Genomic DNA, 24189 nt, shown 5'->3' on the forward strand with positions numbered 1-24189 from the left:
GTCAGAGGCGGCCTTTACGGTGTCTGCATGAACATCTGCGTTTTCCTCTCCGCCGCCGACCTCGACGACCGCTATACCCAGCCCGCCCGTGAATTCGCCGAGCTGCTCGGCCGGGGCGGACACACGCTGGTCTGGGGAGGGTCGGAGAGCGGGCTGATGAAGGTCGTCGCCGACGGGGTACAGGAAGCGGGCGGACGGCTGGTCGGGGTGTCGGTCGACTTCCTGGCCGCGAAGGCACGTACCAACGCCGACGAGATGGTGATCGCGCGCGATCTCGCCGAGCGCAAGGCGCTGCTCCTTGAGAAGGCCGACGCGATCGTGATCATGGTGGGCGGTACGGGGACGCTCGACGAGGCGACCGAGATCCTGGAGCTGAAGAAGCACGGCAAGCACGACAAGCCGGTGGTCCTGCTCAACACGGCGGGCTTCTACGACGGGCTGCGCCAGCAGTTCCAGCGCATGGAGGACGAGGGCTTCCTGCCGCTTCCGCTGAGCGATCTGGTGTTCTTCGCGAAGGACGGCGTGGGCGCCCTGGCCTACCTGGAGGAGGGTTCCGGCCTGCGGTGACGCGGCGGCGGGGAGTGAGGGGAGTGCGGGCGTGAGGGGGGCTTGATCGAGCGGGATGTGAGTCGGCCGGGCGAGATCGGACGGGGCCCGATCTGGCCGGATGCGATCGGGTGGGATGCGATCATGGGGGCATGCCCACTCATGTCATCACCGGCGCCGGCTCCGGCATCGGCGCAGCCGTCACCCGTCGTCTCCTGGGGCGCGGCGACGAGACCGTGCTGATGGCCCGTGACGCGGGCCGCGCGAAGGAGCTGGCCGCGCTCCACCCCGGCGCTCGCACGCTCGTCGGTGACCTCTCCAACCCGGACAGGCTCTCCTGGGCGCTCGCCCAGCAGGCGATGCCGGAGCGGGTCGACTCGCTGCTGCACATCGCGGGCGTCGTCGAGCTCGGCCAGGTCGGTGACCTCACGCCCAAGGCGTGGCACTTCCAGCTCAACGCCAACCTGGTCGCGCCCGCCGAGCTGACCCGGCTCTTCCTGCCGCAACTGCGGGTCGCCCAGGGGCATGTGCTCTTCGTCAACTCGGGCGCCGGCCTCTCCGCGAGCGCCGAGTGGAGCGCGTACGCCGCGAGCAAGCACGGCCTGAAGGCGCTCGCCGACGCGCTGCGCCACGAGGAGCACGCGAACGGGATCCGCGTGACCTCCGTCTATCCGGGGCGCACCGCCAGTCCCATGCAGGCCAAGGTCCACCAGCAGGAGGGCAAGGAGTACGACGCCTCCCGCTGGATCGACCCGGAGTCGGTGGCCACCACGATCGTGATGGCCCTCGACCTGCCGCGCGACGCCGAGGTCAACGACCTCACGGTGCGACCCGGGCGCTGAGTCTCCGCGGCCCCGGACCGCCGCCGGTGGACGGGGCCTGGCACGGCCTTAGGCTTCCCGTGTGAGCGAGAAGAGTAAGTTCAGGGTTCGCCCGGCCACCGGAATCGGTTCCATGCCCGGGTCAGACGCACGGGAGGCGGCGAAGACCGTCACCGGGTCCTTCGGGGACGGCCAGGGCCTGCCGTACCTGGCCGAACTGCCGGCCCGCGGACCCGGCGCGGACATGATCGGGCGGACCATCGGGCTGCTCGTCGACCTTTACGGCCATGTCGAGCCCAGCGGCTGGCGGATCAGCGACCGGCCCGGACGGGACACCCGCCGGGCCAGGTCCTGGCTCGGCGAGGACCTCGACGCGCTGGAGGAGTTCACCCAGGGGTACGAGGGACCGCTCAAGGTCCAGGCCGTGGGCCCCTGGACGCTCGCCGCCGCACTGGAACGGCGCGGCGGCGAGGCCGCGCTCGGTGACCCGGGGGCCTGCCGCGACCTGGCGGGCTCACTGGCCGAGGGCCTCCGCGCCCACCTCGCGGAGGTACGGCGCAGGGTGCCCGGCGCCGAGGTGATCCTCCAGCTCGACGAACCGTCGCTGACCGGCGTCCTGCACGGCCGGATCAGGACGGCGAGCGGTTACCGCACCTACCGGGCCGTGGACCGCCAGGTCGTCGAGGGAACCCTGCGCGATGTGCTGGCCGCGGGCGGGGACGGCGCGACGGTCGTTCACACCTGTGCGCCCGAGGTGCCGTTCGCGCTGCTGCGCCGGGCCGGGGCGGACGGTATCTCGTTCGACTTCTCGTTGCTCACCGAGCGTGAGGAGGAGGCGATCGGGGAAGCGGTCGAGGGCGGCACGCAGCTCTTCCTCGGGGTGGTTCCGGGCACCGACCCGGCCTCGGGTGATTTGTCAGACCCGGGCGGTAGCGTCATGGGTGTCAGGACGCTGTGGCGCAGGCTGGGGCTGAATCCGGGGACTCTGACGGAGTCCGTGGTGATCACCCCGTCGTGCGGGCTCGCGGGTGCCTCGCCCGCGTATGCGCGCGCCGCGCTCGCCCACTGCGCCCGGGCCGCGAGATCGCTCGCAGACAACCCTGAGTAACGGGGCAACGGGTAACTGGAGGACGAGACGATGGCCGGCGAACAGCAGATGGCAGTGCCCGCACAGGCACGGGAGCGGCACGCACTCCTTGCCGAGCAGATCGAGGAGCACCGCTTCCGCTATTACGTGAACGACCAGCCGGTCGTGAGCGACGCCGAGTTCGACCGGCTGATGCGCGAGCTGGAGGCCCTGGAGGAGACGTATCCGCAGCTGCGCACGCCGGATTCGCCGACGCAGAAGGTCGCGGGGCCGTACCGGACGGAATTCACCTCCGTCGAGCACCGCGAGCGGATGCTCTCGCTGGACAACGCCTTCGACGACCTGGAGTTGGCGGCCTGGGGCGAGCGGATCGCCAAGGAGGTCGGCACCTCGGACCACCACTTCCTGTGCGAGCTGAAGGTCGACGGTCTCGCGGTCAACCTCACCTATGAGCACGGTCGGCTGACCCGGGCCGCGACCCGGGGCGACGGCCGCACCGGCGAGGACATCACCCCCAACGTCCGTACGATCTCCGAGATCCCGCACCGGCTGAAGGGGGACCGGATTCCGGCGCTGGTCGAGATCCGCGGCGAGGTCTTCTTCCCGATGGAGGCCTTCGAGGAGCTCAATGCCCGGCTCGTCGAGGCCGACGACAAACCGTTCGCCAACCCGCGCAACGCGGCGGCCGGTTCACTGCGGCAGAAGGACCCGAAGGTCACCGCCACCCGCCCGCTGCACATGGTGGTGCATGGCATCGGCGCCCACGACGGCTTCGACATCGACCGCCTCTCGCACGCCTACGAGCTGCTGCACGAATGGGGCCTGCCCACCGCCAGGCACAACAAGGTGGTGGACTCCCTCGACGGGGTACGGGAGTTCATCGCGTACTTCGGCGAGAACCGGCATTCCGTGGAGCACGAGATCGACGGTGTCGTCGTCAAGGTTGACGAGGTCCCGCTCCAGGGCCGGCTTGGCTCGACCTCGCGCGCCCCGCGCTGGGCGATCGCCTGGAAGTACCCGCCGGAGGAGGTCAACACCAAGCTGGTGAACATCCGCGTCGGCGTCGGACGCACCGGCCGGGTCACCCCGTACGCCCAGGTCGAGCCGGTCGAGGTGGCGGGCTCCGAGGTCGAGTTCGCCACGCTGCACAACCAGAACGTGGTGAAGGCGAAGGGCGTCCTCATCGGGGACACGGTGGTGCTCCGCAAGGCGGGCGATGTGATCCCGGAGATCCTCGGCCCGGTCGTCGATCTGCGCGACGGCACCGAGCGGGCGTTCGTGATGCCGACGCACTGCCCCGAGTGCGGTACGGAACTGAAGCCAATGAAGGAAGCCGACGTCGATGTCCGCTGTCCCAACGCGCGTTCCTGCCCCGCCCAGTTGAGGGAGCGTCTCGCCTACCTCGCGGGCCGCAAATGCCTCGACATCGACCACTTCGGCTACGTCGCGGCCGCGGCCCTGACCAAGCCGCTGGAGCCCGCCGAGCCGCCGTTGCGCGACGAGGGCGATCTCTTCGGGCTGACCGTCGAGCAACTGCTGCCGATCCGGGCCTATGTCCTGGACCCGGACAGCGGACTGCCCAAGCGCGATCCGAAGACCGGTGAGGAGAAGACCGCCTGGGTCTTCGCCAACCAGCAGGGCGAGCCGAAGAAGAACGCCCTCGCCATGCTCGACGCCGTCGCCGCGGCCAAGGAGGCTCCGCTCGCCCGGATCCTCACCGGGCTCTCCATCCGTCACGTGGGCCCGATCGCGGCCCAGGAACTGGCCCGTCAGTTCCGCTCCATCGACCGGATCGACGAGGCGACCGAACAGGAGCTGGCCGAGGCCGACGGGGTGGGTCCGATCATCGCCGCATCGGTGAAGCAATGGTTCGCCGAGGACTGGCACCGCGAGATCCTGCGCAAATGGCGGGAGGCCGGGGTCCGGATGGAGGACGAGGCGGCGGGGGAGGAAGTGGGGCCGCGCCCGCTCGAAGGACTCACCGTCGTCGTCACGGGCACACTGTCCGGCCACACCAGGGATGGCGCGAAAGAGGCGCTCCAGGGCCGGGGGGCCAAGGTGACGGGTTCCGTCTCGAAGAAGACCTCCTTCGTGGTCGTCGGCGACAACCCGGGCTCGAAGTACGACAAGGCGATGCAGCTGAAGGTGCCCGTGCTGGACGAGGACGGCTTCGCCGTGCTGCTCGAACAAGGCCCGGACGCCGCACGCGAGGCGGCCGTCCCCGTCGCAGAACCGGCGGAATAGGACAGATCTGCTTCGGAATGGACAGACCCCTTTCGGAGGACGGGCGGCACGGACGAAACGGGATGGATCAACAAGCGGAACGGGACAGAATATTGACCGGGAATCGATGGAACGGGACCGGTTGACGGGTGGTCGGAGGACGGGCGATGGGTGAACGGTGAACGGGGAGGCGCAGAAAGGGTGTAGGGGGACGGGCAGGGGCAAGGGGTGGCGTCGGGTGGTCGAATTCACCCGATCGGCGCATACCAGATGCTGACGGTCGGTCGGTTCGCATTCGGGCAAGAGCTGTAGAGCGCTGCCCGTAGAGGCCCTCTGCGGCCTACTGTTGAGATGTGCACCTGCCGTGCCGGCCACGGGGTGGAAATAACGGGTCGTGGTGGCATGGAGCCGAACCATCGGGTGACATCGGCACCGCCGGCTGTGAGAGGGACGGAATGAAACCGACCGAGAGCGCCGCCCCGGTGTCGCGGCTGCAAGGTTTCGTCGGCCTCACGCCCAGAGTGGGTGCCGTCGTCGTGGCGATCGCCGTTGTTCAGCTCGCGACCGGTTTCTACCGGACCGTGAGCGAAGGACACGCGCTCTTCCCCGACGGCAGGGCCGGCTGGTCCCTCGCCGTCCTCACCGGCATCATCGTCGGCCACCTCGTCGCGCTCGGACACGACCGCTGGTGGGGCGGCACCGGTTCCGGGGCCGCCGTCACCCTCGCCGTGCTGCTGGTCTACGGCTGGGTCCCCGCAGGGCTGGTCAGCCTGGTCGTCGTCGTCCTCGTCGGCATCGCCCGCAGACACCGCTGGCGGCAGGGGCTGCTGCACGGCGCGGTGGACATCCTGGGGATAGGGGCGGCAGCCCTGGTGCTCGCCGCGTTCGACGATGTGCAGACCGTCGAATCCCCCTGGCAGCCACTCGACTGGGGCATCGACGCCGTCCCCGAAGTCCTGCTGGCCGCCTCCACCTATCTGCTGGTCACCCGGGTCCTGCTGTGGTACGCACGGGCACCCCAGGGCGGCGGCCTGCCGACCGTCGCCCGCACCGCCCTGCTGCGCCAGGGCCTCATCGCGGTCGCCCTGCTCGGCATCGCACCGCTGATCTGCGTCGTCGCGACGACCATGCCCGTACTCCTGCCGCTCTTCGCGGTCCCGCTGATCGCCCTGGACTCCACCCTCCGGATCGCCAGTGCCCGGGCCGAGGAGCAGCTGCGCGACCCGCTGACCGGACTGCCCAACCGGCAATGGCTGCTGGAACGCGCCTGGACGGCCCTGGAGGACGCAGAGTCCACCGGCGCCAGATCCGCTCTCGTCCTGATCGACCTCGACCGTTTCCGTGCGGTCAATGACACTCTCGGTCATTTGGCGGGGGACCGGCTGCTGCTGCAGATAGCGGAACGCCTCAGGCTGGCGCTCCCCCGCGGAGCGGAGGCCGCGCGGCTCGGCGGTGACGAATTCGCCGTGCTCCTGCCGACCGCGGACTCCACCACCAGCGCCCAGCGGGTCGCCCGCCATCTGGTCGCCGAGCTGTCCTCCCCGCTCGATCTGGACGGTCTGACCCTGGTCCTGGAGGCGAGCGCCGGAGTCGCCGTCTACCCCGACCACGCGCTGGACGCCGAAGGGCTGCTCAGGCGCGCGGACGTGGCGATGTACCAGGCCAAGCGCGACCGTACGGGAGTGGAGGTGTACGAGTCGAAGCGTGACAGCAACACCCCGGACCGGCTCGGGCTCCTCGGAGATCTGCGGCGCGCGCTGGACGCCGGCGAGGTGGAGCTCCACTACCAGCCGAAGGTCCGCTTCGACGGCCAGGTGGCCGGCCTCGAAGCACTGGTGCGCTGGGTACATCCGGAGCGCGGACGGGTCCCCCCGGACGAGTTCATCGCCATCGCCGAGTCGTCCGGCCTGATGCCGCACCTCACGGAGTACGTCCTGGAGACGGCGCTGGCCCAGGTCGCCCGGTGGCGGGCGCAGGGCCTGTTCGTCCCGGTCGCGGTCAACGTCTCCCCGCGCGACGTCCACACCCCCGGATTCGCGGGCGGCGTCGCGGCCCGGCTCGCCCGGCACGGCGTCCCGGCCGGGGCCCTGCAGCTGGAGATAACGGAACATGTGCTGCTGGAGGACCCGCAGCGCGCCGCCGACACCCTCGCCGGGCTCACCGGGCACGGCGTGAAGATGTCCCTCGACGACTTCGGTACGGGGTACTCCTCGCTGGTCCACCTGCGCCGGCTGCCGGTCAGCGAGCTGAAGATCGACCGCTCGTTCGTGGCCCGGCTGGCCGTCGACAACGAGGACGCGGAAATCGTCCGCTGCACCATCGACCTGGCCCATTCCCTCGGACTGCTGGTCGTCGCGGAAGGCGTCGAGGACGACGAGACCTGGGAGCGGCTGCGGGATCTGCGGTGCGACGCGGTGCAGGGCTGGCTGGTCGCCGCGGCGATGCCGCCGCAGGAGACGACGGCCTGGCTGCGGGCGCGCGGCGAGCACGGGTGGCGGCGGCCCGCGGAGCTGGCGGCAGCGGCGGCCGCCGCTGCCAGAGCGGCCGCGGAGCTGGAGCACCGGCCGACGGGCCGCCCGGTGAAGCCGGGCCCGGCGACCGCCTGAGCGACGGCCTCGGCGACCGGGTGGGGCGGGCCGATATCAGGGGTGTTCGCCCGGGTGGCGGGAGGGGCCGCGGGCGACACCATAGGATTGGTCCAAAACCACACACCAACCCCTGAGGATCGCTGCATGCCTGGCATCACGCGCGAGGAGGTCGCCCACCTCGCCCGGCTGGCGCGTCTGGAGCTGAAGGGCGAAGAGCTCGATCACTTCGCCGGTCAGCTCGACGACATCATCGGCGCGGTCGCCCGCGTCTCCGAGGTCGCCGACCAAGACGTACCGCCGACCTCCCACCCGCTGCCGCTGACGAACGTCATGCGCGCGGACGAGGTCCGTCCGTCGCTCACCCCCGAGCAGGCGCTCTCCGGCGCCCCGGCCCAGGAGCAGCAGCGTTTCAAGGTGCCGCAGATCCTGGGGGAGGACTAACAGCCATGACGGACAACAGCACCATCATCAAGCTCACCGCGGCCGAGATCGCCGCGAAGATCGCGTCGGGCGAACTCACGGCCGTCCAGGTCACCGAGGCCCACCTGGCCCGGATCGACGCGGTCGACGAGAAGGTCCACGCCTTCCTGCACATCGACCGCGAGGGCGCGCTCGCGCAGGCCCGCGCCGTCGACGCGAAGAAGGCGGCCGGCGAGAAGCTGGGTCCGCTGGCCGGTGTCCCGCTCGCACTGAAGGACATCTTCACCACCGAGGGCATGCCGACCACCGTCGGCTCCAAGATCCTCGAAGGCTGGATCCCGCCGTACGACGCGACCCTCACCAAGAAGCTGAAGGCCGCCGACATCGTCATCCTCGGCAAGACCAACATGGACGAGTTCGCCATGGGGTCCTCCACCGAGAACAGCGCCTACGGCCCGACCGGCAACCCGTGGGACCTCACCCGCATCCCCGGCGGCTCCGGCGGCGGCTCCTCTGCCGCGCTCGCGTCGTACGAGGCCCCGCTCGCCATCGGCACGGACACCGGCGGTTCCATCCGCCAGCCCGCCGCCGTCACCGGCACCGTCGGCGTCAAGCCCACCTACGGCGGCGTCTCCCGTTACGGCATGGTGGCGTTCTCCAGCTCCCTGGACCAGGGCGGGCCCTGCGCACGCACCGTCCTGGACGCGGCCCTGTTGCACGAGGCGATCGCCGGGCACGACCCGATGGACTCGACGTCCATCGACGCCCCGGTCCCGCCGGTCGTCGAGGCCGCACGCAACGGCAGCGTCGAGGGCATGCGCGTCGGCGTCGTCAAGCAGTTCGCCGGTGAGGGCTACCAGGCCGGGGTCGTCCAGCGCTTCAACGAGTCGGTCGAGCTGCTGAAGTCGCTCGGTGCCACGATCGTCGAGCTGGACTGCCCGTCCTTCGACCTGGCCCTGTCGGCGTACTACCTGATCGCGCCGTCCGAGTGTTCCTCCAACCTGGCCCGCTTCGACGCCATGCGGTACGGCCTGCGCGTCGGCGACGACGGCACGAGGTCGGCCGAGGACGTCACCGCGCTCACCCGCGAGGCCGGCTTCGGCGACGAGGTCAAGCGCCGCGTCATCCTCGGTACGTACGCCCTCAGCTCCGGCTACTACGACGCGTACTACGGCTCGGCGCAGAAGGTCCGCACCCTCATCACCCAGGACTTCGAGAAGGCCTTCGAGCAGGTTGACGTCATCGTCTCCCCGACGACGCCCACCACCGCCTTCCCGATCGGCGAGCGCGCCGACGACCCGATGGCGATGTACCTCGCGGACCTCTGCACCATTCCGACCAACCTCGCCGGCAACTCCGCCATGTCGCTGCCCTGCGGCCTGGCCCCCGAGGACGGCCTGCCGGTCGGACTGCAGATCATCGCCCCCGCCATGAAGGACGACCGTCTCTACAAGGTCGGAGCCGCCGTCGAGGCCGCCTTCGTGGAAAAGTGGGGGCACCCGCTGCTGGAGGAGGCTCCGTCACTGTGAGCGCACTGACCAAGGCCAAGGGCTTCAAGAAGTCCAAGACCGGTACGTATCTGTCCATCGGCACCACCGCGTTCGGGGCGCTCGGCGTCATCAAGCAGGCCAAGAAGGCCCGCTACGAGCACGACACGCTCCGACTGATCGACGCCGTTGTCTCCGCCGCCGCCATCGCCACCGGTGTCGCCCTGCTGCTGCGCGAACTCAAGCGCCTCGGCGATGACGACGTACTGCTGGGCTGAGAGGGAAGTTTCACCGTGACTGTCACCGACCTGGTGTCGTACGAGGACGCGCTCGCGTCCTACGACCCCGTCATGGGCCTGGAGGTCCATGTCGAGCTCGGCACCAAGACCAAGATGTTCTGCGGCTGCTCGACCGAGCTCAAGCAGGACGCCAACTCCCAGACCTGCCCGGTCTGTCTCGGCCTGCCCGGCGCACTGCCGGTCGTCAACGAGATCGGCGTCGAGTCCGCCATCAAGATCGGTCTCGCGCTGAACTGCGAGATCGCCGAGTGGTGCCGCTTCGCCCGGAAGAACTACTTCTATCCGGACATGCCGAAGAACTTCCAGACCTCCCAATACGACGAGCCGATCGCCTACGACGGCTATCTGGACGTCCAGCTGGAGGACGGGGAGATCTTCCGGGTGCAGATCGAGCGCGCCCACATGGAGGAGGACACCGGCAAGTCGACCCACGTCGGCGGTGCCACCGGCCGCATCCAGGGCGCGTCCCACTCCCTGCTCGACTACAACCGGGCCGGTATCCCGCTCATCGAGATCGTCACCAAGCCGATCGAGGGAGCGGGCGCTCGCGCCCCCGAGGTCGCCAAGGCGTACGTCGCCGAGCTCCGCGAGCTCATCAAGGCGCTCGGTGTGTCGGAGGCCCGGATGGAGATGGGCCAGATGCGCTGCGACGTCAACCTGTCGCTGCGCCCCAACGGCACCGAGACGTTCGGTACGCGCTCCGAGACGAAGAACGTGAACTCGCTGCGTTCCGTCGAGCGCGCCGCCCGCTTCGAGATCCAGCGCCACGCCGCGGTGCTGAGCTCGGGCGGCACGATCGTGCAGGAGACCCGGCACTTCCACGAGGAGGACGGCTCGACCACGGCCGGCCGCATCAAGGACAACGCCGAGGACTACCGCTACTTCCCCGAGCCCGACCTGGTGCCGGTCGCCCCGGCCCGTGAGTGGGTCGAGGAACTCCGCAAGGGCCTTCCCGAGCTGCCGCGGCTGCGCCGCAAGCGGCTGAAGGAGGAGTGGGGCGTCTCCGAGCACGACATGCAGTCCATCCTCAACGCGGGCGCGGTCGACCTGATCGTCGCCACGACCGACGCGGGCGCCCCCTCGGACCAGGCCCGCAAGTGGTGGATGGGCGAGCTGGCCCGTAACGCCAACGAGACCGGCCGTGCCCTCGACGAGCTGCCGATCACGCCGGCGCAGGTCGCCAGGGTGGCCGAGCTCGTCGCCTCGGGCGACCTCAACGACAAGCTGGCACGCCAGGTCATCGAGGGCGTCCTCGTGGGCGAGGGCGACCCGGACACCGTCGTCGAGAAGCGCGGCCTGAAGGTCGTCTCCGACGAGGGCGCGCTGTCCACGGCCGTGGACGAGGCCATCGCCGCCAACGCGGCCGTCGCGGACAAGATCCGCGGCGGCAAGATCGCGGCGGCGGGCGCGCTCGTCGGCGCGGTCATGAAGGCCACCCGCGGCCAGGCGGACGCGGCCCGGGTCCGCGAGCTGATCCTGGAGAAGCTCGGCGTCGAGGGCTGACCCGCCCTCCGTACACCGGGCGGTCGACGCACGTCTGGCGAGGGGGCGGTGCACCCGATGATCGGGTGCACCGCCCCCTCGGCCTTCCGGAGAGCCGAAGTCCGCCGAACACCGTCACTGCCGAGATCGTCTCCGTCGTGCTCGACCGTGGTCCTGCTGACCCCCGTCGTCCTCGCCACCGCGGCCCGCGTCGGCGTCCGCCCCCGCCCGTACGTCCACGCCTGTGCGCACCTGGCCGACTCGGCGTCCCTGCTGCTCTGGCGCCGCATCCTGCACACCCACGGCGCCGCGCCCGACCTCGGCCACTTCACCCGCCTCGGGCTGCTGACCGTACCGGCGACGCTGGTCGCGTCGACGGTGGCGCTGTGGGGTGCGCTGCGGTTGATCGGGGTGTGACCCGATGCGGGGCGGCGGTTGGATTTTCCCGGCCGACCTGTTGGACGTTCACCACGGAGCCGTACGAAATCCTTCCCGAGGCCACCTCGCTTGCATAGCTTCCCGGCTGTACGACCGAACTCGGGAGGCTCACTTGACCACGGACATTTCACGGCGAAGGCTCTTCGCGCTCGGCGGCGGTGCGCTCGGCGTCGCGGCGGCGGGGTCGCTGCTGCCGCCGTCGCTGCAGGCCGCGATCGCCGCGCAGCCGGCGCCCTCGGCGGGGTCCGGCGGTGACGGGCTCGACGCCATCAAGCACGTGGTGATCCTGATGCAGGAGAATCGTTCCTTCGATCACTACTTCGGCATGCTCCGGGGAGTGCGCGGCTTCGGCGACCGCAATGCCGTCGAGCTGCCCTCCGGCAAGCCGGTCTTCGAGCAGCCCGCCCCGCTGGGCGCCTCCGTACTGCCGTTCCCGGTGCGGAACGCCGCCGAGACGCAGAAGAAGGACCTCCAGTACATCGGCGCGCTCGACCACTCCTGGAGCGGCGGCGGCAAGGCGTGGGCCGGCGGGTGGATGAACGGCTGGGTGACCGCGAAGACGGCCGCCACCATGGCGTACTACGACCGCCGCGACATCCCGCTGCACTACGAACTGGCCGACACCTTCACGGTCTGCGACGCCTACCACTCCTCCATCCACACCTCCACCAGCCCCAACCGCAACCACCTGTGGAGCGGGAAGACGGGCAACGAGGCGAACGGCAAGCGGGCCGTCGGGAACGACGCGTACAACGAGGGCACGCACCCCGGGTACGACTGGGGCACGTACGCGGAGCGGCTGGAGAAGGCCGGCCGCAGCTGGCGCACGTACACCGAGTGGGAGAACTTCACCGACAACCAGATCGAGTTCTTCGCCACCTTCAAGGCGATCGCCCGCAAGGCACTGGCGAAGACCGGCGGCCATACGTACATGGAGTCGTTCTACTCGGCGGTCCGGAAGGCGGACGCCACCGAGCGGGAGCGGTTGTTCGGCCTGCTCGAAGAGGGGGTCGCCACCCTGGACAAGACCGAACGCAGCCTCTTCGAGCGCGCGCTGCGCCGCGTGAAGACCGGAACGCTGGCCGAGGAGTTCGCCAAGGACGTGGCGGCGGGCACACTGCCCGAGGTCTCCTACCTGGTGCCCTCGGCCGTCGACTCCGAGCACCCGAGCGTCTCCTCGCCGATCCATAGCGCGACGATCGTCTACAAGGTCCTGGACGCGCTGGGCAAGCACCCCGACGTGTGGCGGCACACCGCCGTCCTCATCAATTACGACGAGAACGACGGCTTCTTCGACCACGTGCCGCCGCCGGTCGCGCCGCCCGAGGTGACCGGGGAGCAGTGGGAGGGCAAGCCCACCGGTCTCGGGATACGGGTGCCGCTGCTCGTCGTGTCGCCGTGGACCGTGGGCGGCTACGTCTGCTCCGAGGTCTTCGACCACACCTCCGTGATCCGCTTCCTGGAGAGCTGGACCGGCGTGGAGGAACCGAACATCAGCGACTGGCGGCGCACCGTCACCGGCGATCTGACCTCGGCCTTCGACTTCACGCGCGCGCAGCGCCGGCCCGACGTGGAGCAGCCCGGCACCATCCCGCCGTTCAGCGGACGCTGGTCGCCGAAGCCGCCGCTCGTGCAGCAGATGCCCGTACAGGAGCCCGGGGCCCGACCGGCCCGCCCGCTGCCGTACCAGCCGGACGCCCAGGCGAAGCTGGTGGACGGGGCGGTGCAGGTGGCCCTCACCAATACGGGGCGCTCGTCCGCGCACTTCGCGCTGTATCCGTACGCGGGCGAGTTCCCCGTACCGCAGCACCGGGATGTAAGGGGCACGGCGCAATGGACGGTGCCCCTTACCGGTACGGCGTACCGCTTCACCGTGACGGGGCCGAACGGCTTCCGGCGCGAGTTCGCCGGGCCCGCACAGGACGGCGCCTCGGCCGGGGCCGAAGTCGCCTCACGGGTCGACGCGCGTGAACGGGATCTGCATCTCACGCTGCGCAACACGGGACGCACGACGCTCACCTTCACCGTCCGGCCGCTCGGATACGTCGACGAGGAGGATCTGCGGGACTGGACCCGGACGGTCAAGGTCAAGCCGGGACGGAGCCGTACGGTCGTGCACTCGGCGGCCGACGCGCACGGCTGGTACGACCTGGCCGTCACCGTCGACGGGGACGACGTCTTCCGGCGTCGGCTGATGGGGCACATCGAGAACGGCCGGGCGAGCGTCTCCGGCTGATCCGGGTCCGTGCGGGGGCGCCGTACGTCGTGGCGGGGCACGGCGTTCCCGCCGGGACCATTTGTGAGTATGGCCACGAAAGGGGCAAACGATCACCATTGGCTGCCAGAGTGGCAGTTCTCAGGTCATGCGCTCTTTGCGGGTAATTCATGTGTTGTCCCGCTGAGGAGCCACGAACCGGCAGGGAGCATGTCCGTTGGCTGCAATTGCCCGCTGGTGCATCAAGCACCGTCTCATCGCCGTACTCATCTGGCTGCTGGCCCTCGGGGGCACGGTCACCGTGGCGGGATTCGCGGGCTCCGCATACTCCAACAACTACGACGTGCCAGGCACCGAGGCCGGCCGGGCCACCGATCTCCTCAAGAGCGGTTTCACGAACCTGGGCGGTGACACCGACACCATCGTCTGGCACACCAGCGACTCCACTGTGCGGGCCGCCGACGTCCGTCAGACGATGACCAGCACCCTGCACGCGGTCGAGGAACTGCCCGGTGTCGGCGCCGTCACCGGACCCTACGGGGCGTCCGGCGCCGGACAGATCAGCGAGGACGGACACACCGCCTACGCCACGGTCACCTTCGACCAGCAGACCGAGGACATCCCGGCGCAGCAGGTCCAGGCCGTCGTCGACACCGCGAAGGCGGCCGCCGGCGACCACCTCCAGGTGGAACTGGGCGGCTCGGCGATAGCCCTCACCGAAGCGCCGTCCGTCCACTTCAGCGAGGCCATCGGGGTCGTCGTCGCCGCGGTCGTCCTCTTCCTCGCCTTCGGCTCCCTCGCCGCCAGCATGCTGCCCATCGCCACCGCCCTCGTCTCCGTCGGCACGGCCTACGCGGGCATCGTGCTGCTCGGCCACGCGATGACCGTCGCCGACTTCGCGCCCATGCTGGGCATGCTGATAGGGCTCGGCGTCGGCATCGACTACGCGCTGTTCATCGTCACCCGGCACCGCAGCGGACTACGCAGAGGTCTGACGGTCACCGAGGCGGCGCAGAACGCCGTCGTGACGACCGGGCGGTCCGTCGTCTTCGCCGGGGCCACCGTCTGTATCGCGCTGCTCGGCATGCTGATCCTGCGGCTCGGATTCCTCAACGGCGTGGCGATCGCCGCCTCGCTCACCGTCGTGCTGACCGTGGCCGCGTCCGTGACCCTGCTGCCCGCCCTGCTGTCCTTCATCGGCATGCGGGCGCTGAGCAGGCGCGAGCGCAGAAGACTCGCCGAGCGCGGGCCGCAGCCCGAACCGCCCACCGGCTTCGCCGCCCGCTGGTCCGCCTTCGTGGAACGCCACCCCAAGCTGCTCGGCGCGTTCGCCGCCGTGGTGATGCTGGTGCTCGCGCTGCCCACGTTCACCCTGCATCTGGGCACCTCCGACCAGGGCAACAACCCCTCCACATCGACCACCCGGCAGGCGTACGACCTGCTGGCCGACGGATTCGGGCCCGGCGTCAACGGCCCCTTGACGATCGCCGCGCAGATAGACGGCGCCGACGAACGGCTCGCGATGGACGGCCTGCCGGCCACCCTGCGGGCCACCGACGGTGTGGCCTCGACCGGCCCGGTCACGTACAGCAGCAATGGCAGTACGGCCTTCGTCACCGTCGTTCCGAAATCGGCACCGCAGTCGCGGGAGACCAGCAAGCTCGTCGAGCGGCTGCGTACGGACGTCCTCCCGAAGGCCGAGGCGAACACCTCGCTCCAGGCCCATGTGGGCGGGGTGACGGCCGGCTACGACGACTTCGCCCAGGTCATCATCGGCAAGCTCCCGCTCTTCATCGGCGTCGTCATAGGGCTCGGCTGTCTGCTCCTGCTGCTGGCGTTCCGGTCGATCGGCATTCCGCTGAAGGCCGCCGTGATGAATGTGGCCGCCGTCGCCTCCTCGTTCGGAGTCGTCGTCGCGATCTTCCAGTGGGGATGGGGGAGCGAACTGCTGGGACTGGGCAGCTCCGGGCCCATAGAACCGTTCCTGCCGGTGATCATGGTGTCCGTGCTCTTCGGGCTCTCCATGGACTACCAGGTGTTCCTGGTGGGGCGGATGTACGAGGAGTGGCTGGAGACCGGGGACAACAGACGGGCGGTCCGGGTCGGCCTCGCCGAGACCGGCCGCGTGATCAACTCCGCGGCCGTGATCATGATTTCGGTCTTCCTCGCGTTCGTCCTCAGCGGGGACCGGGTCATCGCGATGTTCGGCATCGCGCTGGCCGCGGCCGTGGCCCTCGACGCGTTCGTCCTCCGTACGCTGCTGGTGCCCGCCCTCATGCACATGCTGGGCGGCGCGAACTGGTGGCTGCCGGGCTGGCTTGACCGGCGGCTGCCGCGGATCAGCATCGAGGCTCCCGAGTGCGACGCGTTGCATGCGAAGATCCCGCAGGCAGCACAACCGGTGGAGCCGGCGGAAGGCGCGCAGACAGTGCGCGCGGCGGAAGCGGTTCGAGAAGGAGCATGATGTTCGCAATATCCCTGGGCGACGACGGCGCGGAACTGCGTCCGCTGGAGATCTGGCAGGCGGCGGAATTCCTCGCCCACATGGACCGGGCCCGCGAGCTCGTCGACCCGTGGATCCCGTTCGCCTCCTTCGCCACCGATCTGGAGTCGGCGCGCGCCCTGCTCCAGCGGTACGCGGAGAAGCAGGCGGCGGACACGGGACGCCTGTACGGCATCTGGCTGGAGGGCACGCTCGTCGGCGGCGTCCTGTTCCGGATCTTCGACGCGGAGTCGGGGAACTGTGAGGTCGGCTGCTGGCTGGAACCGGCGGGGCAGGGGCGCGGACTGATCACCAGGGCGGCGGAGAAGCTGATCGACTGGGCGGTCTACGAGCGCGGCATGCACCGCGTGGAGTGGGACGCCTCCGCCGCGAACACCCGCAGCGTCGCCGTGGCCAAGAGGCTCGGCATGACGCGCGACGGGGTGCTGCGCCAGAACTACCTGTACCGCGGTGAGCGGCACGACTCGGAGATCTGGTCCGTGCTGGCTCCGCAGTGGCGGGCGCGGAAGTCCTGAGGGCGGGGCGGGGGCGGGGGCAGGACCGGCTGCGGGCACGGGCCGGGACCTGGCGTTAAGAGGGTTCTCATCTGCCCCGCCTAGCGTGCGGAGCATGAACCCCAGGATCCCGACAAAGCCCACCACCCCCACCGACCCCGCAGCTCCGGCCGACAACGAGGGAACGGGCTCCGCCCCGGACGTCGACGTAAAGGACGCGGACGTCAAGGACGCCGGTGTCGAGGACGCCGAAGTGAAGGACGGCGGCTTGAAGGACGCCGGTGTGAAGGACAGCGGTGTGAAGGACGGCGGATTCACGGCCTCCGGGTCCGAGGCATCCGGGTCTGAGGCATCCGAGTCCGCGAACCCCGACTTCGCCGGCCTCGACCCCGAAGACCTCGACGACCTCGACTTCGAGGACGCCGACAAGAAGCCGTCCGGTCTCGGTTCGGCCGCCGCGGCCGTCGCCGCCTCCGCTCTCGGCATCGTCGCGCTCACCGGGTCCTGGACCGGTAAGGTCGCCGCCGAGCGCGAGACCCTGATCGGGCAGATCAAGACCTCGTCCGGTGGCACCGCGGCCCAGCAGATCTCCGAGATCTACGGCGACGCCTGGCACTCCACGGCACTGGTCAACGGCCTCTTCGCGCTGCTCGCCCTGCTGGTCGGCATCTTCGCCCTGGTCCGCCCGGCCTTCGGCGCGCCTTCCCCGAACCCGCAGCCCGGCTGGGTGCGGGCCGTCGCGACCGCCGGCATCGCGCTCGGCGTTCTCGGCGTGGTGATCTCCGCAGGCATGTACTTCGACCTCATCGTGCCCCTGCCGACCGCGGTCGCCACCCGGTGAGTACGCACAACGCCCCGACCGCCTAAGACATCCGCCGGTGCGGCACCGACCCGTATGCGACGGTGTCCGCACCCGGCTAAGGCCCCGCACGCCGCGAAGATGCGGAACTCGCCCGATGTGACGGCACCCCCTGGGAGACGACAGTGGGGGCACGGCAGAAGCACTGCCGCCCCCAGGCCCCAACGGGCCGTCGTCCTCCGGGAGAAGCACATGTACCCGCTCGAACTCCACAAGATGTACGCGACCGAACTGCACCGCCGGGCCGAACAGGAGCGGCTCGCCCGGGAGATCCTTCGCGCCCGCCGGGCCGCGCGCCGGGTCGCCCGTCGTGATTCCGTGATCAAGGAGGCCGAGGGGCCGGCGAGTACGGACCGGGACCGGTTCGTCCACGCGGCCTGACAGCCACGTGACGCGGTCGAGCCATGCCGACGACCGGAATACGGGGCCCGTGGTGTCGGACCCGTGTGCGATGCTCGGCGACGTGGAGACCAGGTCCGTCAGTCCCGTATTCGTCGGCCGCGCAGGTGAATTCGCCTCGCTCATCGATGCGCTGAGCCGCGCCACCGGCGAGGGCACCGGCCGGGCCGACGGCCCCGGCGGCGAGCCGCAGGCGCTGCTCGTCGGCGGCGAGGCGGGCGTCGGCAAGACCCGGCTGGTCGAGGAGTTCCTCACGGCGGCGGTGCGCCGCAAGGCCGTCGTCGCCGTCGGCGGCTGCGTGGAGATCGGTGCCGACGGGCTGCCCTACGCCCCGTTCTCCACCGCCCTGCGTGCCCTGCGCCGCACCCTGCCCGACGAGATGGCCGCCGCCTGCGCCGGGCAGGAGGGCGAGCTGGCCCGGCTGCTCCCCGAGCTCGGCGAGGCCCACCGGGACGCCACCGACGAGCACAGCACCGCCCGCCTCTTCGAACTCACCGCGAGACTCCTGGAACGCATCTCCGCGCAGTGCACGGTCGTCCTCGTCCTGGAGGACCTGCACTGGGCCGACGCCTCCACCCGCCATCTCCTCGCCTACCTCTTCCGCACCGTGCGCAGCGGCCGCCTCGTCGTGATCGGCACCTACCGCTCCGACGACATCCACCGCCGCCACCCCCTGCGCCCCTTCCTTGCCGAGCTGGACCGGCTCCGTACCGTCCGCCGGATCGAACTCGCCCGCTTCAACCGCGCGGAGGTCCGCCGCCAGCTCACCGGCATCCTCGCCGCCACCCCCGAGGCCGCCCTCGTGGACGAGATCTTCGAACGGTCCGACGGCAACGCCTTCTTCGTCGAGGAACTCGCCTGCAGCCTGGAGAGCGGCGACGACTCCCGGCTCTCCGACTCGCTGCGCGACCTCCTGCTCGTCCGCGTCGAAGCGCTTCCGGAAGACGCCCAGAAGATCGCCCGGATCGTCGCCGAGGGCGGTTCCGCCGTCGAGTACGAGCTGCTGGCCGCAGTCGCGGGGCTCGCCGAGGACGACCTCATCGAGGCACTGCGGGCAGCCGTCGGCGCCAACCTGCTGCTCACCACCCCGGAGGGCAACGGCTACCGCTTTCGGCACTCCCTGGTCCGCGAGGCCGTCAGCGACGATCTGCTGTCCGGCGAACGCTCCCGGCTCAACCGGCGCTACGCAAAAGCCCTGGAGGCCGACCCCACCCTCGTCCGCGCGGGCGAACGCGCCACCCGGCTCGCCAGCTACTGGTACGGCGCGCACGACGCCGCCAAGGCCCTGCCCGCCGTACTGAAGGCCTCGGTCGAGGCCCGCCGCCGCTACGCGTTCTCCGAACAACTCCGCCTGCTGAAACGGGCGATGGAGCTGTGGGACGACGTCCCCGAAGACGTACGCAACACCCTGCGCCCCATCGACTACGCCGAGAGCTACCCCATCTGCAGCTGCGACCCCGACGCCACCCCGCTGCGCTATCTCGACCTCATGGCCGAGGCCACCGTAGCCGCCCGGTTCGGCGGCGACCGCGAACGGGCCCTGGCCATCGCAAAGAAGGCCATGCGCGTCCTGGAGGGCGAGGACGACCCGCTGCGCGCCGCCTGGTTCTGGGTCCAGCGGTCCCGGCTCATGCAGGACCTCACCCGGGGCGACGGATGGCAGGAACTGGCCAACGCCCAGGAACTCGTCCGCGGACTGCCCCCGTCCGTCGTCCACGCCGACGTCCTGGCGAGCGTTGCGGGTTGGGGCGCCCTGCACCGCCCCGGCGCCGAGACGCTGCTCGCCGTCGAACGGGCCGTGGAGTACGCCCGGCTCGTCGACGACGAGTACACCGAACTGCACGCCCGGCTCACCCGCGGCCGGCTCACCGCCGACGCCGGCAGCGTCGACGAAGGCATCGCCGAGATGTACGCCGTCCGCGACCGCGCCGATGAGCTGCATCTGGTCGGCATCATGAGCCGGGCCGGCATCAACCTCCCCTCCACCCTCGAAGCCATGGGCCGCTCCCTGGAGGCCGTGGCCGCCGCGGACCACGGCATCGAGATCAGCCGCAGCCACGGCATCGCCGACATGGAGGCATGGGTCCGCTGCAACCAGGCAGCCTCGCTCTTCTCCCTCGGCCACTGGGACGAATGCCGGGCGACGGTCGACGCGGCGGCCCGCGTCGCCCGGTCCAGCAAGGCGCAAGGGCTCGTCGCCTCACGCCGTACCGAACTGGCCCTCGCCCAGGGCGACCTGGCCGAGGCCGAAACCCAACTCGCCCTTACCCGACGCTGTTTCGGCACCCGGGACCCGCAGCCCCAGCACCTCATCCCCTCCGTGCGGCATGCCGCGATCCTCGCCGCGCAGCAGGGCAGGCTCGCCGAGGCGCGGGCCGAGTTCGAGGCCCGGTCGGAACAGGGCTTCCCGCCCGGCACCCAGCGGTACGCCCTGCCGCTGCTCCACGCCGCCGCCGCTGCCGAGGCCGACGCACGGGGCCTGCCCGCCGCCGACGCCGGCCGGCCGGCGATCCTCGCCGCTGTCCGGGCCCACCTGAAGCGGCTGCCGATGCTCGTCCCCGTATGGGCCGCCCACGGTCTCCTGGTCGACGCCGAACTGGCCCGGGCCGAAGGTCTCGACACCCCTGACCACTGGTCCCGCGCCGCCACCGCCTTCGCTCCGCTCCACCGCCCGTACGAGCTGGCACAGATCCGCCACCGCTGGGCCGAGGCGCTGCTCATCGCCTCCGGCGACCGGCCCGCGGCCACCACCCTGCTGCGGGACGCCCACCGCACCGCCGGGCAGCTCGGCGCGCGCCCGTTGACCGAGACCATCGAGCTGCTGGCCGGCCGCGCCCGCATCACCCTCGCCGCCCCGGACCCGGCCCACGGCACCGCCCACGAGATACCGGACGCCGTCACCGTCCCCGCCCAGGCCGCCGACGAGGCGGCGGACCGGGAGCAGGCCGAGGACCACCTGCGCGAGGCGGCCGCGGCGGCGGTGGAGTCCTTCGGACTGACGCGACGCGAACAGGATGTGCACCGACTGGTCGCCGCGGGTCACACCAACCGCCGGATCGCCGAGGAGCTCTACATCTCGCCCAAGACCGCGAGCGTGCACGTCTCCAACATCCTCGCCAAGCTCGGCGTCTCCAGCCGAGGCGAGGCGGCCGCCCTGGCCCACCGGCTCCGCCTCTACCCCGCCACCGCCGCCCGGAACAGCTCCTGACGCCCCGGAGCCGCGGACCGGCCGCATCGGGGCCCCTTCAAGGTCAGGCCCGCGGCCCGGTCAGGCCCGCAGTGCGGTCAGGTCCGCGGCCCAGTCAGGCCCGCAGTGCGGTCAGGTCCGCGGCCCAGTCAGGCCCGCAGTGCGGTCAGGTCCGCGGCCCAGTCAGGCCCGTGGTCCGGTCAGGTCCGTGGTCCGGTCAGGCCCGCGGCCCGGTCTCCGGAGCCTTCTGGGGCCCGGAGTCGGGGCCGGCGTCGGGCCCGTGGTCAGATCCGTCCTGCGGACCGTCGGCCACATCCGGCCCGGGAGCCCTTTCGCGGCCCCCGGCACCGGCCTCCACGTCGCCGTCGCCGTCGCCGTCGCCGTCACCGTCACTGTCGCCGTCACTGTCGCTGTCGGGACCGTCGCCGTCACCGGGCGCTCTGACGATCACCTTCCCGGAGGCCAGGTCTATCGGCCCGCGCCCCGGGTCACCGACACCGAGATCCACCCGGGTCAGCTCCAGCCGCTTCTGCTCCTCGGCGACATGCTTGCGGCCCGGCGCGAAGAGTTCCTCGAAGAAGTTGAACACCGCCCGCACGCCCTTTCACCTGCTGTAGCCGCTACCGCACCGCAAGCACCAGGATCCTGTCGTCTCCCGGCTTCGGGGTGCCACGGGTGTCCGTATTGCTCGTGACCAGCCAGAGCTTGTTGCCGCCCGCGGCGAGCACGGTGCGCAGACGGCCGTACGTACCCTTCAGGAACGCTTGCGGGGCCGCGACCAGTTCCCCGTCGCCCCTGCCGGACAGTGGAATCCGCCAGAGCCGCTTGCCGCGCAGTGCCGCCATCCAGATCGAACCCTCGGCGAAGGCGATGCCGCTCGGGGACGCCTCGGACGTCTTCCACTGTGCCACCGGATCGATGAACCCCTTCTTCCCGGCCTTGCCCTCGACCTCCGGCCAGCCGTAATTCCCACCCGGCACGATCCGGTTCAGCTCGTCCCAGGTGTCCTGCCCGAATTCGGACGCCCACAGCTGCTTCCGCTCGTCCCAGGCCAGTCCCTGCACATTGCGGTGCCCGTACGAATACACCACGGAGTCGGCCGCCGGATTGCCGTGCAGCGGCTGACCGTCCGGGGTCATCCGCAGGATCTTGCCGCCCAGGGACTTCTTGTCCTGCGCGAGGCGGTCGTCGCCCGTGTCCCCGGTGCCCGCGTACAGCATGTGGTCCGGGCCGAACGCGATCCGCCCGCCGTTGTGGATCGAGCCCTTCGGGATGCCCCGCAGAATCGTGTCCGGAGCGCCCAGCAGCCGGCCGGGCGTCGTGCCGTTCTCGTCGTACTGCATGCGCGCGATGCGGTTGTCGGACGCCGTCGTGAAGTACGCGTACACCAGATGGTCCGAACCGTACGTGGGGGAGACCGCGATGCCCAGCAGCCCGCCCTCGCCACCGGGCGACACCCCGGGCACGGCGCCCAGCAGGGTCTTCTTCCCGCTCTTCCCGTCGATCCGGGTGATCGTGCCCTTGTCGCGCGAGGAGACCAGCAGATCGCCACCGGGCAGCTCGGCCAGCCCCCACGGCGAGGCGAGGCCGTCGGTGAGCGTGGAGACCACCTTCACCGAGCCCTTCGCGGGCGGCGCGGCGACCGACGGGGACGGGGAGGCCGACGGGCCCGAGGCGGCGGGGGCGGAGCGGGACGGCAGGTCGCCGACGCCCGGCGCGCTGCCGGAACCGTCCCCGGAGGAACAGCCCGCGGTCAGCAGCAGACCCGCGGCCAGCGCGGCCACCGACCCGCGTCGTACGCCTCCGCGCCGGCGCCGTCCCCGCAACCCCCCACGCCCCGCGGGGCCTCGTACAGATCCGAACCCAACACCGCGCACAGCATCGATCCCTTCGACGGCCACCTGACTACTGTCTCTTACACCGCCGAGCCGCCCAGGGTTCCCCGTACCCGCCGATTCCCTCGATCGCCGACCCCGAGGACGGTGCCGTCGACCCGGTGGGTGTCAGTCCCACGACCCCCGCGCGGCGGGCAGCCGGGCGATCTCCAGCAGATCCTGCGCGGTCAGCGTCAGCCCGGCCGCTCCCGCGTTCTCCACCGCCCACCGCTCCCGCTTGGTCCCCGGCACCGGCACCACATGCGGCCCCTGCCGCAGCACCCAGGCCAGCGCCACCTGCGCCGCGGTCGCCCCGTGCCGCTCGGCGATCCGTCGCAACCCGACCACCACCGGCTGGTTCGCCGCCATCATCTCGGCCGTGAACCGCGGATGTCTGGCCCGCAGATCCTCCGGCTCGAAGCCCTGTCCAGGGGTCAGCGTGCCCGTCAGATAGCCGTTCCCCAGCGGCATCGCCGCCAGCAGCCCCACACCCCGCGCCGAACACCACGGAAGCAACGACTCCAGCGCCTCCGGCGACCAGACCGACAGTTCCGCCTGCACCGCGCTCACCGGGAAGACCTGCTGCACCCGATCCAGCTGACGGATCGTTTCGTCATACATTCGGGCACCCGGCCTGCGCGAGGCCCGCGCCCCGACCGCACAGAGCCCGAGCGCCCGCACCTTGCCCGCGGTCACCAGCTCCGCCATCGCGCCCCAGGTCTCCTCGACCGGCACTTCGGGATCGGCCCGGTGCAGCTGGTACAGATCGATCACATCGGTCTGCAGCCGACGCAGCGAGGCGTCACAGGCCCGCCGCACATAGCCGGGGCGGCCGTTGGCGACGATGTGCTGATCGCCCACCAGCAGCCCGCACTTGGTGGAGACGAAGGCATCGGACCTGCGGCCCTTCAGCGCCCGGCCCACCAGCAGTTCATTGGTGAAGGGGCCGTACATGTCGGCCGTGTCGAGCAGTTGAACGCCCGCGTCGAGCGCGGCGTGCACCGCACGCAACGCACGGTCACCGCGCTGCTGCGACGCGCTGTACGCCCAGCTCATCGGCATGCAGCCGAGACCGACGGCCCCCACGGCGAGCGCCGCCGCACCGAGACTCCTGCGCTCCAACTCCCCCAACCCTTCCGCCCCCGCCACGGGACCGCAACGCACCCCAAAGTAACCTCTGCCGATCACCCTCCCTCGCGCAGCCTCCCGGCGACTGGTGCCCCTCCCGGCAAGCTTTGCCCCGGGCAAACATTGCCGGTTACGGCAT

The 24189-nt window shown here is 70.9% G+C and carries 19 protein-coding genes; 16 read left to right on the forward strand and 3 right to left on the reverse strand.

What is annotated here, in order from left to right:
* Window positions 1-27: 27 nt before the first annotated feature.
* From OH735_RS26685 to OH735_RS26760, 16 genes are all read left to right on the forward strand, one after another.
* The gene (locus OH735_RS26685; protein WP_406384173.1) at window positions 28-567 is read left to right on the forward strand and encodes a TIGR00730 family Rossman fold protein; all 540 of its coding nucleotides are present in this window, start codon (window positions 28-30) and stop codon (window positions 565-567) included.
* Between the two features lie 131 nt (window positions 568-698).
* Window positions 699-1388: an SDR family oxidoreductase gene (locus tag OH735_RS26690; protein ID WP_406384174.1), complete on the forward strand. Its 690-nt coding sequence runs from the start codon at window positions 699-701 to the stop codon at window positions 1386-1388.
* A gap of 61 nt (window positions 1389-1449) precedes the next feature.
* Window positions 1450-2475 (forward strand): methionine synthase, encoded by a 1026-nt coding sequence (locus tag OH735_RS26695; RefSeq protein WP_406384175.1) that lies wholly within the window; start codon window positions 1450-1452, stop codon window positions 2473-2475.
* Between the two features lie 30 nt (window positions 2476-2505).
* The gene (ligA, locus tag OH735_RS26700; protein ID WP_406384176.1) at window positions 2506-4698 is read left to right on the forward strand and encodes an NAD-dependent DNA ligase LigA; all 2193 of its coding nucleotides are present in this window, start codon (window positions 2506-2508) and stop codon (window positions 4696-4698) included.
* A 434-nt stretch (window positions 4699-5132) separates the two neighbouring features.
* Window positions 5133-7283: a putative bifunctional diguanylate cyclase/phosphodiesterase gene (locus tag OH735_RS26705; protein WP_406384177.1), complete on the forward strand. Its 2151-nt coding sequence runs from the start codon at window positions 5133-5135 to the stop codon at window positions 7281-7283.
* A 126-nt stretch (window positions 7284-7409) separates the two neighbouring features.
* The gene (gene gatC, locus OH735_RS26710) at window positions 7410-7706 is read left to right on the forward strand and encodes an Asp-tRNA(Asn)/Glu-tRNA(Gln) amidotransferase subunit GatC (RefSeq protein WP_015036350.1); all 297 of its coding nucleotides are present in this window, start codon (window positions 7410-7412) and stop codon (window positions 7704-7706) included.
* A 5-nt stretch (window positions 7707-7711) separates the two neighbouring features.
* Complete coding sequence (gene gatA, locus OH735_RS26715; protein WP_406384178.1) at window positions 7712-9214, forward strand: Asp-tRNA(Asn)/Glu-tRNA(Gln) amidotransferase subunit GatA; 1503 nt, start codon at window positions 7712-7714, stop codon at window positions 9212-9214.
* Complete coding sequence (locus tag OH735_RS26720) at window positions 9211-9450, forward strand: hypothetical protein (RefSeq protein ID WP_406384179.1); 240 nt, start codon at window positions 9211-9213, stop codon at window positions 9448-9450. The genes gatA and OH735_RS26720 overlap by 4 nt, the downstream gene beginning before the upstream one ends.
* Before the next feature lie 15 nt (window positions 9451-9465).
* A complete protein-coding gene (gatB, locus tag OH735_RS26725; RefSeq protein WP_406384180.1) occupies window positions 9466-10974 on the forward strand; it encodes an Asp-tRNA(Asn)/Glu-tRNA(Gln) amidotransferase subunit GatB in 1509 nt (502 codons plus the stop codon).
* A 147-nt stretch (window positions 10975-11121) separates the two neighbouring features.
* Complete coding sequence (locus tag OH735_RS26730) at window positions 11122-11370, forward strand: hypothetical protein (RefSeq protein ID WP_406384181.1); 249 nt, start codon at window positions 11122-11124, stop codon at window positions 11368-11370.
* A gap of 133 nt (window positions 11371-11503) precedes the next feature.
* Window positions 11504-13627, forward strand: a complete 2124-nt coding sequence (locus OH735_RS26735; RefSeq protein WP_406384182.1) for a phosphocholine-specific phospholipase C — start codon at window positions 11504-11506, stop codon at window positions 13625-13627.
* Between the two features lie 196 nt (window positions 13628-13823).
* Window positions 13824-16070: an MMPL family transporter gene (locus OH735_RS26740; protein WP_406384183.1), complete on the forward strand. Its 2247-nt coding sequence runs from the start codon at window positions 13824-13826 to the stop codon at window positions 16068-16070.
* Complete coding sequence (locus OH735_RS26745) at window positions 16070-16624, forward strand: GNAT family N-acetyltransferase (RefSeq protein WP_406386752.1); 555 nt, start codon at window positions 16070-16072, stop codon at window positions 16622-16624. Before OH735_RS26740 ends, OH735_RS26745 begins: the two co-directional genes overlap by 1 nt.
* A 94-nt stretch (window positions 16625-16718) precedes the next feature.
* Window positions 16719-17444: a hypothetical protein gene (locus tag OH735_RS26750; RefSeq protein ID WP_406384184.1), complete on the forward strand. Its 726-nt coding sequence runs from the start codon at window positions 16719-16721 to the stop codon at window positions 17442-17444.
* A gap of 210 nt (window positions 17445-17654) precedes the next feature.
* Window positions 17655-17843: a hypothetical protein gene (locus tag OH735_RS26755; RefSeq protein ID WP_406384185.1), complete on the forward strand. Its 189-nt coding sequence runs from the start codon at window positions 17655-17657 to the stop codon at window positions 17841-17843.
* 70 nt (window positions 17844-17913) lie between these two features.
* Window positions 17914-21069, forward strand: a complete 3156-nt coding sequence (locus OH735_RS26760; protein ID WP_406386753.1) for an AAA family ATPase — start codon at window positions 17914-17916, stop codon at window positions 21067-21069.
* A 196-nt stretch (window positions 21070-21265) separates the two neighbouring features.
* On the opposite strand, the gene OH735_RS26765 is transcribed toward OH735_RS26760, so the two are convergent.
* The 3 genes from OH735_RS26765 to OH735_RS26775 form a co-directional block, all read right to left on the reverse strand.
* Entirely contained in the window at window positions 21266-21646 is a 381-nt protein-coding gene (locus OH735_RS26765) for a DUF6191 domain-containing protein (protein WP_406384186.1), read from the reverse strand.
* 22 nt (window positions 21647-21668) lie between these two features.
* Window positions 21669-22832: a PQQ-dependent sugar dehydrogenase gene (locus OH735_RS26770; protein WP_406384188.1), complete on the reverse strand. Its 1164-nt coding sequence runs from the start codon at window positions 22830-22832 to the stop codon at window positions 21669-21671.
* A gap of 219 nt (window positions 22833-23051) precedes the next feature.
* Entirely contained in the window at window positions 23052-24008 is a 957-nt protein-coding gene (locus OH735_RS26775) for an aldo/keto reductase (RefSeq protein WP_406386755.1), read from the reverse strand.
* Between the last annotated feature and the right edge of the window lie 181 nt (window positions 24009-24189).

Origin of the sequence: Streptomyces sp. NBC_01618 (assembly GCF_045209435.1) — a bacterium.
GTDB lineage: Bacteria > Actinomycetota > Actinomycetes > Streptomycetales > Streptomycetaceae > Streptomyces.